16 protein-coding genes and 1 pseudogene are annotated in these 23,219 nt (G+C 37.6%); 7 read left to right on the top strand and 10 right to left on the bottom strand.

Features of this window, described 5'->3' with window-relative positions; genetic code table 11:
* Positions 1–8 precede the first annotated feature (8 nt).
* Entirely contained in the window at positions 9–350 is a 342-nt protein-coding gene (locus tag F6K15_RS21685; RefSeq protein ID WP_202223936.1) for a DUF760 domain-containing protein, read from the top strand.
* Positions 351–433: 83 nt separating this feature from the next.
* Entirely contained in the window at positions 434–850 is a 417-nt protein-coding gene (gene mutT, locus F6K15_RS21680; protein WP_293064173.1) for an 8-oxo-dGTP diphosphatase MutT, read from the top strand.
* Positions 851–918: 68 nt separating this feature from the next.
* Here mutT and F6K15_RS21675 read toward each other — a convergent pair whose 3' ends face one another.
* The 7 genes from F6K15_RS21675 to F6K15_RS21645 form a co-directional block, all read right to left on the bottom strand.
* Positions 919–3,210, bottom strand: coding sequence for a dynamin family protein (locus F6K15_RS21675; protein ID WP_293064170.1), 2,292 nt, complete (start codon positions 3,208–3,210; stop codon positions 919–921).
* A 10-nt stretch (positions 3,211–3,220) separates the two neighbouring features.
* A complete protein-coding gene (locus F6K15_RS21670; RefSeq protein WP_293064167.1) occupies positions 3,221–4,075 on the bottom strand; it encodes a hypothetical protein in 855 nt (284 codons plus the stop codon).
* Between the two features lie 3 nt (positions 4,076–4,078).
* Entirely contained in the window at positions 4,079–6,493 is a 2,415-nt protein-coding gene (locus tag F6K15_RS21665; protein ID WP_293064164.1) for a dynamin family protein, read from the bottom strand.
* A gap of 466 nt (positions 6,494–6,959) precedes the next feature.
* The gene (locus F6K15_RS21660; protein WP_293064162.1) at positions 6,960–7,868 is read right to left on the bottom strand and encodes a metal ABC transporter permease; all 909 of its coding nucleotides are present in this window, start codon (positions 7,866–7,868) and stop codon (positions 6,960–6,962) included.
* Positions 7,869–8,131: 263 nt separating this feature from the next.
* A complete protein-coding gene (locus F6K15_RS21655) occupies positions 8,132–8,977 on the bottom strand; it encodes a metal ABC transporter ATP-binding protein (protein WP_293064159.1) in 846 nt (281 codons plus the stop codon).
* 149 nt (positions 8,978–9,126) lie between these two features.
* A complete protein-coding gene (locus F6K15_RS21650; protein ID WP_293064158.1) occupies positions 9,127–9,279 on the bottom strand; it encodes a hypothetical protein in 153 nt (50 codons plus the stop codon).
* A gap of 274 nt (positions 9,280–9,553) precedes the next feature.
* The gene (locus tag F6K15_RS21645; protein WP_293064157.1) at positions 9,554–10,552 is read right to left on the bottom strand and encodes a metal ABC transporter substrate-binding protein; all 999 of its coding nucleotides are present in this window, start codon (positions 10,550–10,552) and stop codon (positions 9,554–9,556) included.
* 528 nt (positions 10,553–11,080) lie between these two features.
* On the opposite strand from F6K15_RS21645, the pseudogene F6K15_RS21640 reads away from it, so the two are divergent.
* A pseudogene (locus F6K15_RS21640) lies at positions 11,081–12,164 on the top strand (IS701 family transposase).
* Positions 12,165–13,267: 1,103 nt separating this feature from the next.
* On the top strand, positions 13,268–15,880 hold the full coding sequence (priA, locus tag F6K15_RS21635) for a primosomal protein N' (protein ID WP_293064156.1): 2,613 nt from the start codon (positions 13,268–13,270) through the stop codon (positions 15,878–15,880).
* 906 nt (positions 15,881–16,786) lie between these two features.
* Here the strand turns inward: priA and F6K15_RS21630 are convergent.
* Positions 16,787–17,842, bottom strand: a complete 1,056-nt coding sequence (locus tag F6K15_RS21630) for a serine protease (RefSeq protein ID WP_293064154.1) — start codon at positions 17,840–17,842, stop codon at positions 16,787–16,789.
* A gap of 360 nt (positions 17,843–18,202) precedes the next feature.
* Here F6K15_RS21630 and F6K15_RS21625 point away from each other — a divergent pair, with 360 nt between their 5' ends.
* Positions 18,203–18,475 (top strand): Uma2 family endonuclease, encoded by a 273-nt coding sequence (locus F6K15_RS21625; RefSeq protein WP_375341082.1) that lies wholly within the window; start codon positions 18,203–18,205, stop codon positions 18,473–18,475.
* A 596-nt stretch (positions 18,476–19,071) separates the two neighbouring features.
* Positions 19,072–19,836: an alpha/beta fold hydrolase gene (locus tag F6K15_RS21620; protein WP_293064152.1), complete on the top strand. Its 765-nt coding sequence runs from the start codon at positions 19,072–19,074 to the stop codon at positions 19,834–19,836.
* 468 nt (positions 19,837–20,304) lie between these two features.
* On the opposite strand, the gene F6K15_RS21615 is transcribed toward F6K15_RS21620, so the two are convergent.
* Complete coding sequence (locus F6K15_RS21615) at positions 20,305–20,823, bottom strand: tetratricopeptide repeat protein (protein WP_293064149.1); 519 nt, start codon at positions 20,821–20,823, stop codon at positions 20,305–20,307.
* A gap of 594 nt (positions 20,824–21,417) precedes the next feature.
* On the opposite strand from F6K15_RS21615, the gene F6K15_RS21610 reads away from it, so the two are divergent.
* The gene (locus F6K15_RS21610) at positions 21,418–21,615 is read left to right on the top strand and encodes an NblA/ycf18 family protein (RefSeq protein WP_202224006.1); all 198 of its coding nucleotides are present in this window, start codon (positions 21,418–21,420) and stop codon (positions 21,613–21,615) included.
* A 429-nt stretch (positions 21,616–22,044) separates the two neighbouring features.
* Here F6K15_RS21610 and F6K15_RS21605 read toward each other — a convergent pair whose 3' ends face one another.
* Positions 22,045–22,494 (bottom strand): hypothetical protein, encoded by a 450-nt coding sequence (locus tag F6K15_RS21605; protein WP_293064144.1) that lies wholly within the window; start codon positions 22,492–22,494, stop codon positions 22,045–22,047.
* Positions 22,495–23,219: the final 725 nt, after the last annotated feature.

Below are 23,219 nucleotides of genomic sequence, written 5' to 3'. Positions count from 1 at the left end.
TTAGTAAAGTGACAAATAGAAGAAATCAAACGCGAGAGTTTTTTGAAGAAAGTTCAGAAGGAAATAATTTACTCTGGGAATATGTCCAATCTATGAGTCCAGACACAGTTTCTCAATTATCAAAACCAAATTCTCAAGAAGTTTTTCAAGTGATGGAAAGAAACATTGTGGGACTTTTAGGCAATCTGCCTTCAGAACAGTTTAATGTCAGTATAACAACCAGTAGAGAAAATTTAGGCAAGTTATTAGCTTCAGCAATGATCAGTGGCTATTTTCTCAGAAATGCTGAACAGAGAATGACTTTTGAAAAATCCTTGCCAGGAAATCAAATCAGTAATAATGAAGGTTGACCAACGGTTAATTAATTAAGTCTCGCTCGTCCTCTTGGTTAATCAACCAGGAGATTTTTGTTTTAAATAGAAAAGATTGAAATATGATATTGCCTCATAAGTTAATTGGTGTTGCTGTCATCTGGAATGAAGCAGGACAAATTTTAATTGATAAACGACGACCTGGGGGTGCGTTTGGGGGTTTATGGGAATTTCCAGGTGGCAAAATAGAAGCAGGGGAAACAATAGAAGATTGTATTAAAAGAGAAATCTTAGAAGAGTTAGGAATTGAGATTGCAGTAGAAGAACATTTAATTACGATAGAACATAGTTATTCTGAAATAAAAGTAACACTTCATGTCTATCATTGTCGCTATTTGCGGGGAACACCAAAAGCTATAGAATGTGATGAGTTTAAGTGGGTGATATTAGATAATATCGAGGAATTTACATTTCCTCAAGCAAATAGTCAGATTATTACTGCTCTGAAAAAAACCCACATTACTGGCAGCTACAGTTAATGTGAGCTTAAAATTGCCTTGTTTGCAGGCCGAAGCGTTTTTATTTGCAAGCCGTTACATATACTCCTTCAAAGGACAAAGTTTTTCAAAGCAGTAGATAACTGACGTAAGCGATCGCTAACTTCTAAATTGACTTCATAAGCCTTTAAATTATCGGGTATTTCAGCCATAAGTAAGGGATTTTCTTCTAACCATTCATTCTGGGCAACTCCTCGCCAAACGGCTTCATATCGGATAAAGCGATCGCGCAGGTCATCAAGTTCTTGTAGACAAAACTGCTCAAAACCCGCTGCGTCAAAAATAGCTGACCGTAAATAGGTTCCAAGAGCTTTAATATCTGTTTCAATTTCTAAGATTACTTCTTCTGCGGAATTATTAGGTGGTTGTGGCACATCCTCAGAAACTTCACGAACACCTAGTATTTCATAGCGTATATTTGAATTATAGAGCAACTTGGAACCCCGATTTACATATCGCTTTAGCACGCTGAAAGCCTTCTCCTCCCCACTATAATAATTATCAACTATTTCTATATCTACTCCCAGTCTTTTGACAATACGCTTACGAGTTTCACTATCTAAAGGTCCAGGAATTAAAGAGTCTGCTACTGGACGTGCAAAGCGAAGAAATAACGCAGTCAAACTATGACTTAATACTTCTACAAATTGTTCTGTATTACCAATCAGTCGTGCTTTCACTTCTGGACTTTCCCAAAGTAAAGTAGTTAGATATTTGACTAACTTTAAAGCCTCCTCTTTGATTTCAAGGGCAAGTTGATGAGCAATATCTAATAAAAGAGTGCTAATATCGCCATCAAGTTCTTCACGCCATTCATAGTCGGTTCGTTTTGGATCAAATTCCTTGCGAGTTGTTTGCTCAAAAATTTCTTCTTTTCGTTTGCTGGTCTTTGATTCCAACTCTTTCATCTTTGTATCAATATCTTGGAGATACCGGGCGCGAAATTGTTTGACTATATCTGAAGAATATTCTACCCCTTCATCTATAGTCAGCTTACGAATATTTTTACTATAATATTTTGTAAAATCTCCTTGAATCTCCGCCCACTTTTTCTCCCACCACTCAGAAAATTCAATACGACGCTGATTTTCTTCTCGTCGTTTAGCTTCGTCTGGATTTTCTGGATAACGCTTACTAACGACCTCAAAAATTTCTTTCGATGTTGTTAATATCGTTTTAATAATAGCATTGCAACGTTTCTCTAAAACTGTAACTCGCTCATTATTAATATAATCATTAATTCGCCCTTTAATTTCCTCAATACCAGTCGCTTTTTGTGGTAAGATTTCTTCATCTTCGATAGCAGTCAAATACTTCAAGTGACTTAAAATGGATTTTGAATCGCCAACTGCTTTAGATGTTTGTTCATTTGCCCTACCATTCAAAACTAAATAAGCTCCAGCAGAACCATGAACAATTCGCTCCGGGGGTAACTTTGCTCGTCGATACCAATCTTCTGATGCTTCTTTAAGGTGTTCTTGCAAATCTTCTGGAGTCTTAAAGCGATCGATCTGACTCAAGAAAACAAAAAGTTTATCTGCTACTTTGACATTTTTATCACCTTGCTCAGTAAACTCTACAATTTGAAGTTCTGCACCCCGAATATTAGAAAATTGCTGCACCACAATTACAGCATCACAATCTGAGAGCATTTCTCTAGATTCATCTATATGCTTGGCTAAACCTGAGTCTAATCCAGGCACATCATAGAAAACAACCCCTTCAGCTTGTGCCAGCTTATTAGTATATAGTCTGGCTTCTAATACCGCATGAGCATATTGCTCATCAGCAACATATTTGTTCAGAGGTTGGTGAATATCTTCCAGGCGAGTAAATGGAACATTTTGCCGACCTTCGTAACGAACTTGTCTCAATGTATCTTCATATTGTCGGATTGTCTCTAAATCTCGTTTAGCTCCATCACTATGTTTAGAATTACTTTGGGATTCTAACTCTAGTTCATTCAAAAGCTGATCGAATTGTTCCTCTGTTTTGGGTTGAACTTCTAGCCTCTGCTGAGAATCTTGTTCAACGGAATAAATTTGTGTGGTTGTAAATGTACAACGAGCTTTTTTTGCAGGTAATAAATCACAATCTAACCACCCATTAACAAATGTACTTTTTCCCGCCTTCTCCAAACCAACAACAGCAATCCTAAATTCTCGTTTCTTCAAACGTTCAAGCTGACGACGAGCGGGTTTTTCTTCTTCTAATAAAGTATCTTTCAGGTGAGCTGGAACTCCAGCTTGGGGAAGACGAGCTAAATCAATTGCGTATCGCAGAACATTTAATGCGTCATCCAAACGAGTTTCATAATATGACGAAGCAGTTTTCCAATCCATTTTTTATGCCTTAAACACGATTAAATTTTTCTAACCCAGATAAATCTTTGAGACAAGCCAGTTTTTCTAAGGTAAACTTTGCATTATCTGGTAAATTGCTCTTCAACCCATAACGAGTTGTTTTATCAATAAGATTTCGGCCTCCTTCACTGACATTAATCCTGATATAAACTTCTCGTTGACTATCAGGTAAAATCTCTTCATCTGTGAGTTTTAAGTATTGCTCAGATGAGTTTGCTTTTTTAGGTGTTGTAGATAAAAAGTATACAGTATCTTCTAAGATATCTGCGACAAAACTGGCATTTAATAGCCCAGAGTTGGTTTCCAGAGTGCTGGCTATCCTCGCTGGAACAACGAGACATAACGAAGCCGGGATTGGAGGAGGAGGAGGAGAATACTGTTGTTGCCTTTCGCTTTGAGCTAAACGCCTTTCTCGTCCTTGTTTTTCTTGTTTAACATCGTCAAGATATTTAATACAAACCCCAACTCCAACTAACATAGAAGCCCCTATGATAATCCATTTAGTTTCTATCATTTCATTATCTCCTGTTTTTATTCCTATTTTGGCTTTCATTTTTTTTACATTATCACCTAACTGTTGTCTGAAACCTTTATTTTTGCTAACAATTGGATGATAGTTTTCTATCTTTTCTATTAAAATTTTGTCAAGTTTTTTTAAGTCTTGCTTTTTATGATCATTTTCATTTATACCCAGACATCTGCATATTGTCTGAGTCTTTTCTTTGTCCTCTCTATGTATTATCGTAATTACCGTATATAGGACACCTCGTTTTTGCCCTTGCACATGAGGATGTACTTCCTTTAAAACTTGCTCAAATATATCTTTATCTTCCCCTTCTACCACAACCTAAGACTCCTTACTTAAGATTTTTGCCAAGCTAGAGAATTCTTCCGTAAGTTGTTGAGCTTTTTGTGCCATAGGTTCCCAAATATTTTTTTCTTTTTCATAATCTATCGTGACTTCTTGGCGAGCTCGATCGAGCCTTGACTGATAACGATCGATAATATCACTCTGAACCTGGCTTACATTTTTTTTAAGACAGTCAATTTGCTCTAGCAACCAATGTGCTATTTGCTTAACATTTTCCACTTCTGCTTGTTTAGATTGAAGTACCCAACCCTCTAACAACTTTTCCACACTAGGTATCTCAGCGTTATCGCTAGAGCGTATTTCATATTCCATTTCATAAAATGTTGATGTCCCCAACCATAACTTCCACCAAACTCTCTTCTGAACAGCTTTTTGTACACTCTCTTCCCAAGTGCCTTTTGTAATGGGAAATCCTGCTTTAAACTTGAAGTTAAATTTGAGCTGCCTATCAACTTTACTGACTTGAGAATCTGGAAACTTAATAGCTATGTTTGGTGCAATGTCATTTGAACCTTTTTCCAGATAAGATAAGTGAAAACTAAAAAGCTCTTCAACCGCTTGATGCATTCTATTTAATTCTTGATTTGAAATTTGATTGACTACATCCTCAAGCACAAGATTCAAATGAATGGCTAACTCGTTTAATTCTTCATTCAGTTGTTTAAGTTCTTTTTTTTCATTCTCAGTTCTTGCCTCCATATTTTTACCATTTTTGGCAACAGAAGCAGTATAGCCTAAATCCACAAGTCTATTTAATTTTCTTTCAAGTAAGTTTACTTTTAAGTAATTTGCTTTTTTTAAATTTGTACTCTCTAGATTTACTTTTCCTTTTTCCAGAGACTCTGCAACTGCTTCCAAAACTTGGCTTATTCCTTGTCTCAATTCTCTTATCCATCCATAGAGTGGATATAACTTTTCTCCTAGTGAGTCATAGGGTTCGACATACTTAAGTTTTATGATTGTGTTTTCTATAGACACAATAGGATCATTTTCATCTTCAGGCTGTTGCTCTAAAAGTTGTTGAATTTTTTTACCTATTTCTTCAAAAGGTTCTCTTAAATTGCGATCGTGAATTTCCAGGAAATGTTCAATGGCTCCTCTAATGTGTTCTATCTCTTCGCATTCTTGCTGATAACGATCCTCTGAACTATTAAGAATAGCAGTTGTTGTTTGTTTCGCCCACTCTGCTACAGCGTTTCCCGCAGCGACATTAAAGCGTTCTACCACTTGTGGTATCACCAATTGCGGAAAATGCTGAGTAATATGATTATTCAAGTTGTCGAAAAATTCACCTGCATAAGACTTTTGCCGTAAAGCGTCAGCAACCCGTTTCCGATCGTGTCTAGACCAGTTTTGTGTTTTACGAGGCAGGTCTTCTAGTATATCTTCAACCATTCCATTGAAGTGATTGTCCGCTTTTTTTGAAGCTTGAAAACTCAATTCATCATGTTCACTTTGTATCTGGAGAGCTAGAAGAGCAGGCCATGTACTAAGTTTTACGACCTGTAAATTCTCAATTTCTTCTGTATATTCCTTCAGTCGGTCAATTAACTCATTTTTTATACTATCGATAGTATTTTTAACAAAACGATTTTCTGTTTCTGGCCAATTTTTATCAGTTCTGAAAACATCAATTTTATTAAGAACAAAAAGCATCCGTGCAGGAGACCCTCCTAAATCTTTAACCTGTGTGACGACTTCCTGTAATAAATTACTAACTTTTTGCCGATCTGTTTCCGCACTGTTGTATGTAACAATACATAAAGCTTCACGGCACTGTCTAATCACACTTGCATTCCCTTCATCACCTACATAGGCTAAACCAGGCAGATCCATTATCCGTATCTTAGTACCTCTAGGAAGTTCAATATCAGACTCTTTTAAGAATTTGAAGGGATAACTAATTGCAGATTGTGGGCAAGCTAAGTTGGGGTTTCCTTCTCTTCGATCGATGTAACTTATCATTACTTGATATAAGCGTTCAGAAATTTCTTCTTCACTAATACCTTGCCATTCTCCACACTCCCAGGTAGCTCCTGGTGTTTCATGGATTACTAAAGATATTTGATCGCTATATTCAATAGTAACTACTCCAGCACTCATTTCACTTACTGCCATAGGAACAATCTCAGCTCCACATAACAAATTCACAAGTGTGCTTTTACCACTGCTGGTAGTTCCAGTTGTTGCAATAGTGAGTGTCGGATTACGAAGTTCTCCAAGCAGGTTTTCTAGTGCTTTCTCTAAATTATTAGAGAGTTTTATCATCTCAGGCTGATATGTATCAGGCAAATGCTGAGATATTTCCATGTAGAAGTTATCCCAAGATTTAGCTAGAAGTTTTGCTCTATCTTCAACATCTTCAAATATTTCGTATACAGGGCTACTCATTTTGATTTTGTTTTTATAGGGGTGATTAACTGTTAAACTTAAACCGTAGAAAATAGTTGTAAAATTTACAAAAGTGTTGTAATATTAAATAGCTAATAACTAAAGAAATTCCCAGAGGCATTTACAGCCGAGGGAATAGTGAGCTGTGCCGTACAGCCAGTATTGGTTAATCCAATATCAAGATAAAAGCTGTCACGATTTTCTACAGTTTTTTTCGTACGGTTATGGGACTTTGCTGATAGAATTAACAAGCTGTTAAATTCTATTCACATCTGTGGTCAAACTATTTACCTACCTATTATACCAATTTTATAAATTTTTACTACAAATAGCTAGTAGCTAGGTTATTGCTTGGGATTCAGGAGTCAGGAGTCAGAATGAATAGCTTTTATATCATTGAAATATTTATCAAATTGATATTACAAGAATTTTCGAGATGTCTAATAGTAAAGCTACATTCAAGTCTCTAAAAATTATCTGTACCTTCCGCTTCATTCAAAACTGTTTGAGAGTTCCGTCTCCAATTTTGAACCAAAATCCCATACTTGGGCGCAAATACTATTGTCACTAAAAATAAGAAGGTCAAAAGCACCACAATAGCACCGCCAGTTGATATATCCAGATGATAGCTGAGATATGTTCCCATCACACAAGAAAACACACTGCTGATAACAGAAATAATTAACATCCGGTCGAAGCGATCGCTCAATAAGTAGGCAATTGAACCTGGTGTGACTAACATGGCAATAACTAAAATAATCCCCACAGTTTGTAAGGCAGTTACGATAGTTAGAGCTAATACAGAAAGTAGGGTATAGTACATAAATTGCGTATTCAGACCAATTGCCTTAGCATGATTAGAATCAAAACAAAATAGCAATAAATCTCTACGTCGCAGCAAAATCACTGCCAGAGTAATAGTACCTGCAATCACAGTCTGAACAATATCTCCGTCAGAAATTCCCAGAACATTCCCAAATAAGATATGAAATAGATCAATTGAACTGGGTATCTTAGTCTGCAGTACAATACCAAAGGCAAAAAAACCCGTAAAAATCACCCCGATAACCGCATCTTCCTTGAGACGGGTGTTTGATTTGATATAACCAATAGCAACAATTGAACCAAAACCAAACACAAACGCTCCCACCGCAAAAGGAATATTGAGAGCGTATGCAACTACCACTCCTGGTACTACGGAATGGGAAACCGCATCCCCCATCAACGACCATCCCTTGAGGGTAATATAACAAGAAAGCACCGCACAGACTAAACCTACAAAAGCACTGACCAAGATAGCTCGAATTAAAAATCCATACTGTAAAGGTTCGAGCAACCAATCTACAACAGGAATAGCAGCAATCAAATTATTCATGTCAAATCCGTTTAATTCACTATCAGGACTTACGCAAAGGCACTATTTATAGAGTCCATTAACTATTGTCCAATAGTTGTGAGCGCTATATATAGCATATCTGCGTAAGTCCTAACTATAAAAAAATGCTCTATCTGAGCGCCATTAGCAAATCTTTCCCTATCTCCCCATGAGGAAACGGAGACACATCGGACGTGGTGTGTCGGTGACATCCCATTCTCTGCGTCTCCCTCTCTCCCTATCTCCGTGTCCTTAAGCAATTTTCAATTTTCCCTCCTGACTCCTGACTCCTGACTCCTGACTCCTTCTTCAATAGCTTGTTCTTGAGAAAACTGACTGGTTTTTTGGGAAAAATTTTGACGCAGACTATTGATCGGTAAACCACCGAAAGTTACAGATAAATTTTCTTCAGTTAAAATATCTTCTGTTTTTCCTGAAGCAAAAATAGTACGGTTGAGCAGAATAGTGCGGTCGCAAAAAGTATAAATTGATGCTAAATCGTGAGTAGACACTAGGATAGTATGACCTTCTTGACGTAGTTGCATCAGTAGATCGATAATTCGCTTTTCTGTTTTCACATCTACCCCAGTAAAAGGTTCATCTAACAAAATCACCTTACCTTCTTGAGCTAACGCTCGTGCTAGAAATGCTCGTTTTTTCTGTCCTCCTGAAAGTTCGCCAATTTGTCGATCGCGAAAATCAATCATCCCCACTCTTTCTAAACTTTCCATCACTAAACGACGGTCTTTATGACTCTCGATCCGCAATAGGTTCATATATCCGTAACGACCCATCATTACGACATCAAACACGCTCACAGGAAAATTCCAATCTACTTCGTCTGACTGAGGTACATAAGCCATCAACTGACGTTTTTGCGCCTTTTGCACGGGCAAACCACCGATCCGAATTTGCCCTTGACTTGGTTGTAAAAATCCCATAATGGATTTGAATAAAGTAGATTTCCCAGAGCCATTTGGTCCGACTAAGGCTGTAATTGTACCAGGTTCTACTGTACAGGTGACATTGTAAAGAGCTAACCGTGCATTACTGTAGGTAACGCTAAGGTTGTTGACTGCAATGTCTAGAAGTTGAGTTGTTGTTTGCATAATTTTTAAACTTTCAGTTAATTTACTGGAGAGTACTAAAGTTATCCTCAAAAATGATTTACTTGCAAGGATAAAAGTACTACTGGGAAAGGCTTATAGCACCGACAGTTCTCAATAGATAGTTTCTAATCTTGAGATGGCTGAAATCCTTAGCTAGCAATAGTTATTTCAAAAACTTTCCACTGTCTAGTTAATTTACTTATTATCTTTTTTTTTGGGTTTAATATCCCGTCGTCTACAGGGTGTTTACAAGCTTGTTGGGGTTTGAGTGCCCATCCACTTGTTCCATCTTCCTTCTTCACTTAATTAATTAGGGATTGCTGATTAAAGCTAAAACCATTGATAGATAAAAAAATTAGCTGTTTGAGGTTGAAAAAATGCCTGGGAATCAGCTCTTCATTCTCAAAAAGGAGAGTATTTTAGGCTCATAGTTGGGAAGAAAAATCATTCTTACAATTCTTACTTCTACCTCCTCTTAATTCCCATTTATCCCCTCCTGGGAGGGGTTAGGGGTGGGTTGTCTCCTGTCTCCTGTCTCCTACCCCTACTAAAAGACTAGTGAAGCGCAAACCCTAATTATTCCTGAGTTTTACTACCAGCTAGTAAACCATTAGTAATAGTGCGGACATCATATTCAAGCAAGTCTAAAAAGGTAGGAACTGGTCCTTCTTCAGTAGATAGTGAATCCACATAGAGGTTGCCCCCAAACCGTGCTCCTGTTGTTTTGGCTACTTGCTTTTGCCCTTCACTACTGACGGTGCTTTCACAAAAAATAGTCGGCACATCATTCGCTTTCACTTCCTCAATTACAGATTGCATCTGTTTAGGAGTAAACTGTTGTTCTGCATTGATCGGCCATATATAAATTTCTTTCATATCGTAATCACGGGTCAAATAAGAGAATGCTCCTTCACAAGTGACTAAAATGCGTTGATTTTCAGGTACTTTAGCTAAATCATTCCTGAGCTGTTGGTCAATTTCTTTTAGCTTTTCACTGTAGGTTGCTGCATTAGCGTTGTAAGTTTCGGCGTTCTCTGGGTCTAGTTCCACAAAAGCTTTACGAATATTCTCTACATAGATTAAAGCATTTTTGGGTGACATCCAGGTATGAGGATTGGGTTTATCGGTATAGAGTCCTTCCGCAATCTGAATAGGTTCAATTCCTTCTGTTAGTATTACCGCAGGAACATCTTCTAAATTCCCTAAAAATTGCTCGAACCAACGCTCAAGATTCATACCATTATAAAGAAGTAGGTCGGCATTTTGAGCTTTAACTAAGTCGCTGGGAGTAGGTTCGTAGCCGTGAATTTCTGCACCAATGCGGGTAATTGATTCCACTACAAGCTTATCTCCTGCCACATTTTGAGCCATATCTGCTAAGACAGTAAAAGTAGTCAAAACTTTCTTTTTGCCCTCAGTATTGGCAGTTTGATTAGAATCAACTTCCGTTGTTTGAGTATTATCTGGAGTAGCAGAGTTTGAAGTTCCTTCAGTTCCACCACAAGCAGTCAACCAAACTCCTAAGATTATACTAGAGAGGAGAATAGTGCTTCGCGTCCAAAAAAAGTTTACCATTCGAGAAATAAAGTATATTCATTTCATAATTTTATCATAATTTTATCATAATTTTATCATAATCATTAATTTTTCTTGAATCTGTAAGATTGCTCTCAAAACCTTTGTGTTGCAAAAAAGAAAAAGTCCAGATAGAAGCAATTTGTATAGTTAAAGATACGGAGATGAGGAGATGGGATCATTTTTCTACTTTTTTCCCCTATTCTATTTCTGAATTTCCTGACTTCACCAGGACTGAGGGATGAGGACTGACTTCTATGCTATAGCAGTCGCCACTATAGTTAAGACATTGGTTCAACAATTAATAATTAACAGGACTTACGCAAGGACACTATATATAGCGTATGTCAAATAGAGCGATTGCTGACGCAAAGCTTCGCTAACGCTATGATTTTTTAAGCGATCGCCTGAACAACAAAATTATCATAACTAACACAAAGATACGCTCATATAATTGATTTTAGCTCTATAATATATGGCTAATTGTAAATGAATTTTGCTCAAATACCCTGATTATTGTAGAATAATATGATTGTTAAGAGCGAGCTAACACTCTGGAATTTTAACTATATTGATTATTGTCAGTATCTACTTAACTCTCATACAAATTATACTATCACGCTCTGTAGCAAATCACTTAGAAAATGTTAGCCATGACAAGATCAATCGTTATTTGAAAATCGAAAACTTTGATAATCAGGAATTAGGTCGAAATGTTAAAAAAGAAATTGTAACTAATACACTTATGTTATTTAATCTTTGATGATACAGTCCTTAACAAGAAACATAGTAATAAAATTGAATTGGTTCGGCGACAGAGAGCGTGGCAATGAACATCAAGTAGTTTGCTGACGCCAGGCTACGCCAACGTGGTATAGGAATAGTAAATTGTATATATTTTCATCCAAAAATCGAACAATTTTGGCACTCTTGATTATCGCGCTTTATGACCCAGATACTGATAAAAAAAACGTGAGGAGCGCTCATGTAGAAGAAATGATTTTATGTGTGGTAAATCAGAAAAAATTACCATCATTGACGGTGTTAATGGATAGTTGGTATGCAACACAAAGATTAATGGGATTGATAGATAATATGGAAAAAATTTCTTACTGTCCCTTAAAAACAAACCGCGCGCGTAGATGATACTGGTGGTATAGAAAAATATAAAAATCTTGGAGAATTAAGTTGGAACTCCTCAGAAAAAATATCAGGTAAAATAATTAAAATTAAAGGTTTCCCAAGAGATAAAAAAGTCAAGCTCCATACGGGCAAATATTTCTACCAATAGGACAGAATATATTGCAACTAATGACTTATGTCAAGCTTCAGTAGATGCAGTAGAGTTTGAATCTCAAACCAGATGGAAAATTGAAGAATTTAACGCCAGAATTAAACAATTAACACGCAAGCGAATTCTGTCAATGTCGTCTCAGAAAAATTCAGAAAAATCATATAGCCTGTGCTATATTAGTCTGGAATTTTTTGAAAAGATTAGCAGTAAAAATAGGAAAAACTATTTACCAACTCAAGCATGAATTACTCTGGTGATTATCTGATACAAGAGCTGGAAAAGCCCACAATAAAGTTCAGAGCTATTTTGATTTTATAGGTATTTTTGTTACTCTTGAATGAATAGCAAAAATCTTGAGGCGATCGCTACATTTTTTTAAGTGATCGCTCTATTTACTATGCGCTATATATAGTGTCCTTGCGTAAGTCCTGATTAATAATGGCTTTGTTGCACAAAAGACGATCTGGTAAGCTATTTTTTTGCTAGTCCCTTACTCAAGCGTTGGCGGAGCCTAGCGGTAGCTATATCGCTCAGTTGAGGCAGATTAATGTTTAATTTAACTATTGTCCAATAGTTATGTTGATTTATATACAGTCACAGGAAGCGATCGCTCAGTTGAGGCAGATTCATGTTTGATTTAACTATTGTCCAATAGTTATGTTGATTTATATACAGTCACAGGAAGCGATCGCTCAGTTGAGGCAGATTCATGTTTGATTTAACTATTGTCCAATAGTTATGTTGATTTATATACAGTCACAGGAAGCGATCGCTCAGTTGAGGCAGATTCATGTTTGATTTAACTATTGGACAATAGTTATGTTGATTTATATACAGTCACAGGAAGCGATCGCTCAATTGAGGCAGATTCATGTTTGATTTAACTATTGTCCAATAGTTATGTTGATTTATATACAGTCACAGGAAGCGATCGCTCAGTTGAGGCAGATTCATGTTTGATTTAACTATTGTCCAATAGTTATGTTGATTTATATACAGTCACAGGAAGCGATCACTCAGTTGAGGCAGATTCATGTTTGATTTAACTATTGGACAATAGTTACAGCAGTTTCCGCGCATTATTGTTGTACATATCGGGAGTCTAGTCGCAGCTATATACTTTCATGCAACAAAGCCCATAAAAAGTACAGAGATTAACAATTAGATATCTCCGGAAAAGATGGAGTAGGGAGTAGGGGGAAATAATTGATAATTTCTGTGCGATAATTAATTTTATTTTTTGGCGTTGGTGAAAAAAGGTATGATATCATGTCTCGATAAGAGTGCAATAGAACTCTATGACCTTTACGTAACCAAAATCCTAAAAGCCTTACCAATCAATACTTTTGACTTTTTACTTTTGACTTCCGCGTAGCGGCACTAGCAAAACTCCCTAATTGTCCTCTAGTTAATTTGACAAAATGTCCCAAACTACTCAAGCACTCTCAAAACTAATATTGGCTGAACCTGGGTCTTCTTACACGAGCAACCATCCTCAAGAGTCGCAAGAGTGGGTGGAAGTTTTAGTTGATGTTCCTTTCAAAACTTCAACAGATGATACTGAAGAGCAGGAAAAATTATTTACCTACAAAATACCTCCCGAACTGGACATTCAACCAGGAGACATTTTAACAGTACCTTTTGGCAGTCAACAGGTAGGAGCGATCGCTATTCGCAAAACTTCCCAACTACCAGAAGGGTTCACAAGGGAGCGCATAAAAAATGTATCAGACATTATTACTAGAGGTTTTTTCCCTCCCACTTATTGGCAACTTATAGAAAAAATTGCTAGTTATTATCAAACACCTATTATTAGAGTTATTCGCACAGCTTTACCACCAGGATTACTCAAACGTAGTCAAAGACGCATCCGCATTATAGAAGAAGCAATACCAACAGGTGCAGAAATTTTTCTCAATGCTACCGCTAAAAAAATTCTGGAAGTTCTGCAAAATTCCAAAACCAAAGATTACACCTGGCAATATATCCAACGTCAAGTCAAAGGTGCTAACAGAGGATTAAAAGATTTGCTCCAACGAGGTTGGGTAGAAAGTTATCTGGAACCTCCTTCTCCTCCAAAACCAAAATTGAGACAAGCTGTAACTTTAGTTGTTCAAAACTTACCCAAAGATTTAACTCCACGTCAACAAGAAGTTATGGAAGTACTACGGCGAAATGGTGGGGAAACATGGTTAACTGAATTGCTTAACAGTTGCAAAACAAACTCTTCTGTGGTCAGAAAACTAGAAGAAAAAGGCTGTGTCATCATAGAAGCACAGGAGGTGTTGCGACGTGAAGAAGGTAGGGGCAATATTAGAGATGAAATCAAAATGCTCACCCCCTATCAAGCAGAAGCATTAACAACCATTACCCAGATTCAAGAATTTGCTCAAATATTGTTGCATGGAGTTACGGGGTCTGGAAAAACAGAAGTATACTTACAGGCGATCGCTCCCATCCTGGAAAGTGGCAAATCTGCTCTGGTACTTGTTCCCGAAATTGGTTTGACTCCCCAACTCACCGATAGATTTCGCGCTCGTTTTGGAAAAAAAGTCTATGTTTACCATAGCGCTCTATCTCCAGGCGAACGTTACGATACCTGGCGTAACATGACATGGGGTATTCCTCAAGTTATTATTGGCACTCGCTCCGCTATCTTTGCTCCATTACCAAAATTAGGTCTAATAATATTAGATGAAGAACACGATAATAGTTTCAAACAAGACCGCCCCGCGCCTTGTTATCATGCTCGCACTGTAGCAAAATGGAGAGCAGAATTGGAAAACTGCCCATTAATATTAGGTTCGGCAACTCCCTCTTTAGAAAGTTGGTTAGAAACAAGAGAATACCATCCAGAAAACCTGAGTCAAGCATCTCCTAATCTACCAGAAAATGTAGATGAAAATGTTTCCCCAAAACCTAACACCCAAAACCTCACACCTAAAACCTATTACCTGTCATTACCAGAGCGCGTCCACTCACGACCGATGCCACCCATAGAAATAGTGGATATGCGCCAACAACTGCGACAGGGAAACCGCACAATGTTCAGCTATCCTCTACAAGAAGCACTGCAACAACTACAGGAAACTAAACAACAAGGCATTTTATTCATCCATCGTCGCGGTCATAGTACATTTGTGTCTTGTCGTAGTTGCGGTTATGTAATGGAATGTCCCCACTGTGACGTTTCACTTTCCTATCATTATACCCACGAAGGGGGGACTCAACTGTTACGTTGTCATTACTGCAATTACACTCAACTACAACCCCAACGTTGCCCTGAATGTGATTCTCCTTTCTTTAAATTTTTTGGCAGCGGTACTCAAAAGGTAACTCAAGAGTTAACCAGACAGTTTCCTGATTTACGATGTATTAGATATGATAGCGACACTACCCGCACTAAAGATGCACACCGAATATTGTTAACTCAGTTTGCTAATGGAGAAGCAGATTTATTAATCGGTACTCAGATGTTGACCAAGGGTTTAGATTTAGCTCAGGTAACATTAGTAGGAGTTGTTTCTGCTGATGGGTTACTACATTTTTCAGATTATCGCGCCAATGAACGTGCTTTTCAAACATTGTTGCAAGTAGCAGGACGTGCTGGTCGTGGAGATAACCCAGGGCGAGTAATTATTCAGACTTATACTCCCGAACATCCTGTGATTCAAGCAGTGCAACGTAATGATTATGAGTCTTTTGTGGAGACTGAATTACAACAACGGGCAGAACTACACTATCCTCCTGATGGGCGGTTAATTTTGTTGCGTTTGAGTAGTTATGACCCGACTGAGGTAGCGGTAACTGCTAGAAAGTTAGGGAGTGTTTTGATGGAAAAAGCGGAAGCAGGAAAATATGATTTATTAGGTCCTGCACCTGCTCCTATTGCTAGAGTCGCTAATCGTTATCGGTGGCAGATTTTGTTAAAGTTATTGCCTGGATGTGATGATGTACCCGATATGACTAAGTTGATTAATTTTTGCAGCCCTGGGGTGAGTTTGACTGTGGATGTCGATCCTATGAATTTGTGATAGTTTGTAGTAGGGTTTTAGCCCGAACTATTGATGTGGCTAAAGAGTAGTTTTTCGCTATTCCAAATATTTCAGTGCGTTACTATTGTCCAATAGTTACAGCAGTTTTCGCACGTTATTGTTGTACATATGCGCAGCAAGTAAAGAACAACTTTTTCTGATTGTCAAGGGATTAGGGTTTGGAGACCAAACTCCTACGGTTATTCAGGTTCTAAAAAAAGAGCCACTATTTTTCCACAATACCAATCTAATATGAGAATATAGCAACTTTTTCTAGTTGTCAAGGTGCGATCGCTATTAAATTACAAAAAACTACTGGACTAATTTCAATGAGCATAAAATATTCTCTGTCTTTCCGAAAACTCCTCAGAGAAAATTGGTTGACGTTCTCCTCTGCCTAAAGGCGAGAGGATTCTAAATATCACTATCTAGAATTTCTCTTTCTTCAACAAACCTTAAAACCAACTATCTCTTACGAGCAGTGTCTAAACCAACTAACCGTTCTACAGAACTAATTAGCGAGTCTAGTTTAGTTAGTCCCAGAGGGCTATATCTCCAGAGACGTAATAGGATACTGGCCTAGCGTTATCGTGCGCCCCACGATACGATCAAAAACCGAAAACTTGATTTTTTCTGGAATTGAATTATTTTTGGTTCGTTGGCTATGTTTTTCTTGGTATTCGCCACCCAATGTTTGTATCCTTAAGCGATACTTTTAAGTTCGAGCATATAGCAACACTCTGGGGTTTCAAACCATTATGATCATAACATCAAAAACAAAAAAATGATAACTAATAGAAAAAAAAAGCCGTCCTCAAAGGACGGGGCTTTAGGCCCAAAATTCCTGTAACTTTTTTCTACTCACGGCTGAAGCTGTTAGATGTTAAAGTATAAATTTTTTCTTATTCACCAGTTCCTCAAGACCATCAAAACCAATGCAAGACCACAAAGAAAAAACGACACAGAGAACCAAAATTTTTGGTGGAAATTTTCTTTTGTCTCTCTGTCAGCCCAGGTAAATAAGCATCTAAAACCAAAGAAAACGCAGACCCAAAAGCCCAAGCCAATCATCAACAAATCTAAAAAATGTTCAAACACTAATCCCAAAAAAAATTCAATTATTGCTTGATAAGGCTGAGTAGAAGAAGTGTTATCCCTTATCTTCTCTTCGTCTTGCAGATCAGTTTCTAACTCTCGCACTCGCCGTTCTGTTTCTTCAAGCTTCTGCCGTTCTTCCTCCAGTTGTTCTTGTAATTTTACTTTCTGTTTTTCTATGGCTTGAGCGATCGCTCTTTTCCTCTCTTCTTCCTGCTGATACTCCTGAAACAAATTAATAGGTATACCCCAACGAAAAGTCAAACCTTCCTTTCCTTCCTTACTCGTTCCATGCACTGCCACAACCTTACCATTCACATCCACAACAGGGGATCCACTCATCCCACCCACAGCCAAAGCATCATAAGAAATTCCATAACCCTCCGTGAAGCTACCAAAACGGGTAACATTACCCAAAATAAAATCCGGTCCTGAATTTGAACCCCCAATTGGAAAACCAGAAATATGAATCAAACTACCCTTGTTCAGACTGTCAGAATTACCTATTTTCAGCGCCGGATAATTACAATTTCTTCCCTCTGGGCGAAAAGTAACCAAAGCCAAATCTATACCACCGGGAAATATTTCCACCCTAGCAACATCCCAGGCTTTTCCATCCTTAGTCTCTAATGCTCTTTCCCCTTTATCTCTCACAACATGAGCAGCCGTTAGTACAGTACAGACTCTCTTTTCTCCAGCCACGAAAAAACCAGTTCCATGTCCTGGTACATTTCTATAGAATACTCTGACAACACTAGGCTCTAGTCGAGAAAATATTTGTTCTGAGGATAAAGAACAATTTGCCAGAATTAGAGTCAGGATTAGTGCTAGGAGAGCTAAACCAAGGAATCTGCGTAGATGTTTCATCTGTTTTAGAAGTTCGGAAATTAGATTTTTCTTGATTTTGCCTACAAATTAAATTATAGGTTTTCCTTTGCCATAGAGAAAATAGAGAAAATTGAAAAAGTAATTGCCCTAAAAAAAGAGCCACTATTTTCCCATAATACTAATCTAATCTCAGAATATAGCAACTTTTTCTAGTTGTCAAGTGCGATCGCTATTAGATTACAAAAAATTCCTGGAGTAATTTCAACGTGTGTTATGTTACCCTTGTAAATAAAAAATTATAAATATTTTTATAAAGAGGTACTGATAACTGATAACTGAAATGACCCTGACGATCTAAAAGCGCGTGACTTTATCCAAAATCCCAAAGTAATTGTTGAGGTGCTTTCCCCAAGTACAACAAGTTACGATCGCGGCGATAAGTTTAAATATTATCGTCAAATTCCTAGTTTGCAGGAATATGTATTGGTAGACTCGGAATCAAATTCAGTGGAAATTTATCGTCGAATAGAGGGAAAAATGTGGTTTTGTAATTATTATGAAGCAGGGGAGGCGATCGCTTTAGAAAGTATTGAATTTCAATGTCCTATAGAACTTTTGTATGAAGGAGTGACGTTTGAAGTCAGAAGTCAGAAGTCAGAAGTCAGAAGTTAGATAAGAATGGTAAAGTGTTTGCAGTGCTGGCATCTTGCCCGCGACTGGTGTACCTTACAAATCAGGACTTACGCAAAATATCACTCCAGTAGTAGACTGACACAGTTAAAACTGTTCAATAAGCGTAGTAGCGCGTCAAGCTTGAAATAGTGTTTTAGGAAAATTCTCCAAACCTTAGTCAGAGCAAGAATTATACTCAAAAATTTAATACATCATTTTCAGCTTGACACGTCAGTAGGTTGGGTTGAGGGACATTAGCGCCAGCTGATCCGTTAGGATAAACCCAACAGCAATCTTTCTCCCCTACTCCCCCACTCCCCTACTCCCCTACTCCCCCACTCCCCCGCCTCTACATATGGCGTTTTCAAGGTAAATTTGCGTAAGTCCTGAAAATGTTATAAAAAACTTGTAGATAATATAGATGGAAAAAATCCATCAAAACTGGACATAGCCATAATTCCTAGCTTTTTTGCCCAGCAATAGCTAGTGCCTACAGATCAAAAGTTTGTAGGATTATTGTAACAGTTCCAAAATGGAACTCAACACAAAGCATAATATTTTCAGTAAACACTTATACATGGGAACAAACTAAAAATATGGTAGACGTTTTCTTTAATTTTTGGGATAATGGCGGATTAGATAATTCACGCTCTATAGACACAAACGATCCTACTTATGTAATCGTACATGGTTTCCAAAGTACAGGTGGAAACCCAAGTAATAACTTCACCCCTGAAGGTTGGATGTCAGAAATGGCACAAAATATACGAGATTTGGAAGGCAATGATGCTAACATTTTATTAGTAGACTGGCAAGATGGCGCTGATACTCTCAATTATTGGGCTGCTGCTGACAGAGTTGATGATGTGGGAGTTGAGGTAGCAGACTACTTGTTGGGTCAAGGTGTTAATCCTGCTGATACCACACTTATTGGTCACAGTTTAGGTGCTCATGTAATGGGTGAAGCAGGAGAAGAATTTCGCGAACGTAGTGGTGAAGTCGATCAACTTATTGGTCTCGACCCAGCAGGTCCTGAGTTTGAAGGAGGTTGGTTCTCTAGTGCTAACCCCACAGACGATCGCCTAGATCCAAGTGATGCGGATAAAGTTGTTGCTTTCCATACCAGCAGTACATTGGGATACGATGCTCCATTAGCTGACTTAGATTTATACATTAACTGGAACGATCTATTTCAACCAGGTTCCTTTAGTTTTGTAGGTAATCACGGCTATGCTCATACATTGTATAACGATCTATTAGATGGAGCCACATTCGCGCAAAACAACGGCACTACTTTATCACTCGCGACTGTTAATGGTAACACAACAGGTTCAGTATTTGTAGACACTTTTGCTGTATAGAATCCCTAAGCGTATCTTTGCAAAGGTACAAGTTTTTGGCAAAGGAGTCAGGAGGACCGAGTCAGGAGTTCCAGAAATAGGATAGGAGAAAAAGCGGATGCGACCCCGCGACGACGCTAGCGCAGCTTCTCTGAAGGAGGCAAGTCGCAAGCGGTCAGACCCCGCGTTACTGTCAGCTTCCTTGCGGAATACTGACTCCTTTTCGGGAACGCGCACCAAGCAGATAGAATAATGCTTCCATCTCCCCACACTCCCCACACTCCCCACCCTTCCCACACCTCCCACACTCCCTTTTAAATAGATCCCAAATGGGTTCTACAGTTTGATGGATAAGATGACGCTGTTTTCCTAATCAAAGCCATAACAACTGTAGCATTAGCAAAGCTTTGCCTTAAAAACTAACAAAAAAAATAGTGGTTTGCATATAAATAAATCACAAACCACTATGTTTTTTTACCTACTTTTCTCTTAAGATTCTGCTTGAATTCTTTGTATTGCTTTCTCGATTTTTTCTGCATCTTCTCCTTTACCTTGCTCTTTTAATAGGTCTCTAGCTTTAGTGAGAGATACTAATGCTTCAGGTCGTTTATTTTCCAAGTATAATGCTACCCCTAGTTGATAATGAAGCACTGCTAAGTCTGGTTTGAGGCGAACAGCATTTTCAAATTGGGAAATTGCTTCTGACAAATTATTTTGATTAGCTAAAAGACTGCCAAGATTAGCATAAGCTTCTGCAAATTCTGAATCTAATTCAATAGCTTTGCGAAATGCTGCTTCTGCTGATGTCAGGTCTCCTTCCTTATAAAGTTTCACCCCACGATCAAATTCTGCTTTGGCTTCTCCTTCCAAGGCAATAATTGTTGTGTTAGCTAATTGGGCTTGTTTTGCGGTTGGTTTGAGAGTTGAAGCATAAGCTGAAGTAGTGCTGACTAAGCTTAGTATTGTGCCTATGGCCAATAAGTTGTACTTAGATTTTTTATAAAACATTTTTAAGAATGATAGTACTCATAGTTACTTGTTTCAGCATACTACTTATTTTTAGATTTGATCCCCTCTTTATGAAATAAATCTTAAGAGAACTCAACTTGTTCAAATTTCTGCTTAAGGCTCTTGAGAAATTCTCTACTCATCAGAAATTGGTTCAAAATGAGCATTTTTACTCTTGACTCTTATCTAGGATTTCTTTAAAGCAGAATCAAATTCTAAATATTTGCTATTTTTATATCCGTGATACAAGGAAAATGATGGCAGTTTTGTCAAATATTTGTTATATTTTGTAATATGATGCGGTCGTCTTATGAATTCTCATTAGTTCCAGAAAATTTATCAAAATAATTGGGTCTCGCAACCCAGCCTTTTAAGGGGAAATGTTTTTGGAGGCTTGCTCAAATTCCCTACTTCCTCTCCTGGGAGGGGTTAGGGGTGGGTTGACTTTTGACTTTTGACTTCATTAAGGCGATCGCTGAATCAAACAAGGCACATTTGGAGCAATCCAGATGAATTTTTCGTATCTAAATTTACTGAATTTACTCGCTAAGTAAGCTCAGTACATAGTTGTTATTATGAATATGGAGTAAAGCTATGGACCAACCGATGGAAATGCCACTGGAAAAGCAATTTAGCGTTCGGTCTTTTGAGGCTCAGGTACGCCAGATGAGTTTACAACAGGCTCAAGATTGCTTGGTTCAATTATATGAACAGATGTTGATGAGGGAAACTCTTTATCAACAATTTTTAAAGCATAAGTGGGGATTAGAATCGAACCCTGATTTTGATTAAAACGGAAGTTGTCTTAGGGACGACCTCTTTCTCTCACTCATTTTCAAACTAATGAAAGAGGGTCGGGGATCATGGGGCGTCATTTCAGTTATCAGTTATCAGTACCTCTGCAATAAAGAGGCTACAAAAATACGGAATCTTCTTTTTTTTATCCTGTTAAAAGAGGAGGCGTAACTACCCAAATTTTTGGGTTAACTAATACTGTTTCACTGAACTTAAAAGTAAAATTTTATGAGCTAAGAAGTTTAGTAGACAACAACTTTAGGCAATTATTTCATATCAATATATATTGTGCGACATTATTTATTAATTGCATTGGTATAAATATACAAATATTACAAGTATAAGTATTAAAAACATCATTGAGTGACTAGCTAAAAAATTAAGAAGACTCAAGAATATTAAAAAATATTAATAATTGTTTATGAATTAGTCTGGTTGACGTTCCATAGTAGCTTCCATCGCACTACTCAAAGAAAGACCACTTAAAACCCCGCCAGTAGAATAGTACCGCTCTTCGTCTAAGCGTAGTAAAGTTTCAAAGCCACTACGACGTTGGACATCATTCCCAATTACCCAATAGCGCTGAATAATTGAATCAATGCCCAGCCATCCTTCTCCTTCTACTTTTCCTAGTTCGCTATGCTGAAGAAGAAAAGTATAGTGTCGTTCATCACTGTCGAGACGTCCTTTGTACTGTAAGATAATATCCTCACGGTCTTTACTGGGAAATATCAGTTTTGTAACCATAGAGAACCAATCTGTGCGGTCCCATGTCACAATAGTCTTACCCTTAACAGTAATTAACATTCCATTGCGTTCTAGCCAATTTCCTTCTATTGTCCATTGGCCTGATTCTAGTATAAAAGTATGAACCACAGTGCTATTCCTATGCTGCTAATGCTAGCTTCATTGATAAGGCAATTTGGTAAGTTGACAAAAACCATGATTGGTGCTAGCGAAATACCCGTCAGGCAGAGTCAAGATAATTTTATAAAAAGTCCAATATCCTGAAGCCTTGGCCGGGAAGGGTAGACAGGTTGACTTACCATTTTTAGTGCCAGCACTATGAGTGTATTTTAGACTATATAGACCACTTATGTGTGTAAATAACAATATAGGAATTACAAACTTTGGGGACTTTATACTTTCTTCAGCTATCTTGAGTTTAATGGTTAAATCAAAGGCTCATTTCTTTTTTGGATGTCTATTTGGATGTTTAGATAGATTCTCTGTATAAATACATAAATACATTTTCGTACTGAGCTGGTAGAGAAAAAAATTGAGAAATTACTATTGTTGAAAATGGAATCTGGGAGTTTAACCAAAATTACTCGTAAGGAACAAAAAAATATATCTTGTCTCATCCGACAGATGATGAAGTAATTTGAGAATTATTTATTAATCGCAGAAATCCTAATGTTCAAGTTTTCCCCTTTTTCAAAGGGGAAGTTCAGTAATATCATGTATCAAAGTTTTTAGTGCAACCCGCCCCTACAATTCGGAAATTTTCCCATCCATCAACAGCATCCAAATTAGAAACAACTCCCTTTTCCATCAACACCACACCATCTGCAAAATCAGTAATTCCATACTTACCAGAT

Source organism: Okeania sp. SIO2B3, assembly GCF_010672525.1.
Lineage (GTDB): Bacteria > Cyanobacteriota > Cyanobacteriia > Cyanobacteriales > Microcoleaceae > Okeania.
Note: the sequence above shows the minus strand (reverse complement) of the source record. Positions and strands in the feature narration are given on the sequence as shown.

Bases quoted from the DNA above. Each gene is read 5' to 3' on its own strand.
- mutT (WP_293064173.1), top strand. From the start codon at position 434: ATGATATTGCCTCATAAGTTAATTGGTGTTGCTGTCATCTGGAATGAA.
- F6K15_RS21675 (WP_293064170.1), bottom strand. From the start codon at position 3,210: ATGGATTGGAAAACTGCTTCGTCATATTATGAAACTCGTTTGGATGAC.
- F6K15_RS21665 (WP_293064164.1), bottom strand. From the start codon at position 6,493: ATGAGTAGCCCTGTATACGAAATATTTGAAGATGTTGAAGATAGAGCA.
- F6K15_RS21660 (WP_293064162.1), bottom strand. From the start codon at position 7,868: ATGAATAATTTGATTGCTGCTATTCCTGTTGTAGATTGGTTGCTCGAA.
- F6K15_RS21655 (WP_293064159.1), bottom strand. From the start codon at position 8,977: ATGCAAACAACAACTCAACTTCTAGACATTGCAGTCAACAACCTTAGC.
- F6K15_RS21645 (WP_293064157.1), bottom strand. From the start codon at position 10,552: ATGGTAAACTTTTTTTGGACGCGAAGCACTATTCTCCTCTCTAGTATA.
- priA (WP_293064156.1), top strand. From the start codon at position 13,268: ATGTCCCAAACTACTCAAGCACTCTCAAAACTAATATTGGCTGAACCT.
- F6K15_RS21630 (WP_293064154.1), bottom strand. From the start codon at position 17,842: ATGAAACATCTACGCAGATTCCTTGGTTTAGCTCTCCTAGCACTAATC.
- F6K15_RS21620 (WP_293064152.1), top strand. From the start codon at position 19,072: ATGGTAGACGTTTTCTTTAATTTTTGGGATAATGGCGGATTAGATAAT.
- F6K15_RS21615 (WP_293064149.1), bottom strand. From the start codon at position 20,823: ATGTTTTATAAAAAATCTAAGTACAACTTATTGGCCATAGGCACAATA.
- F6K15_RS21610 (WP_202224006.1), top strand. From the start codon at position 21,418: ATGGACCAACCGATGGAAATGCCACTGGAAAAGCAATTTAGCGTTCGG.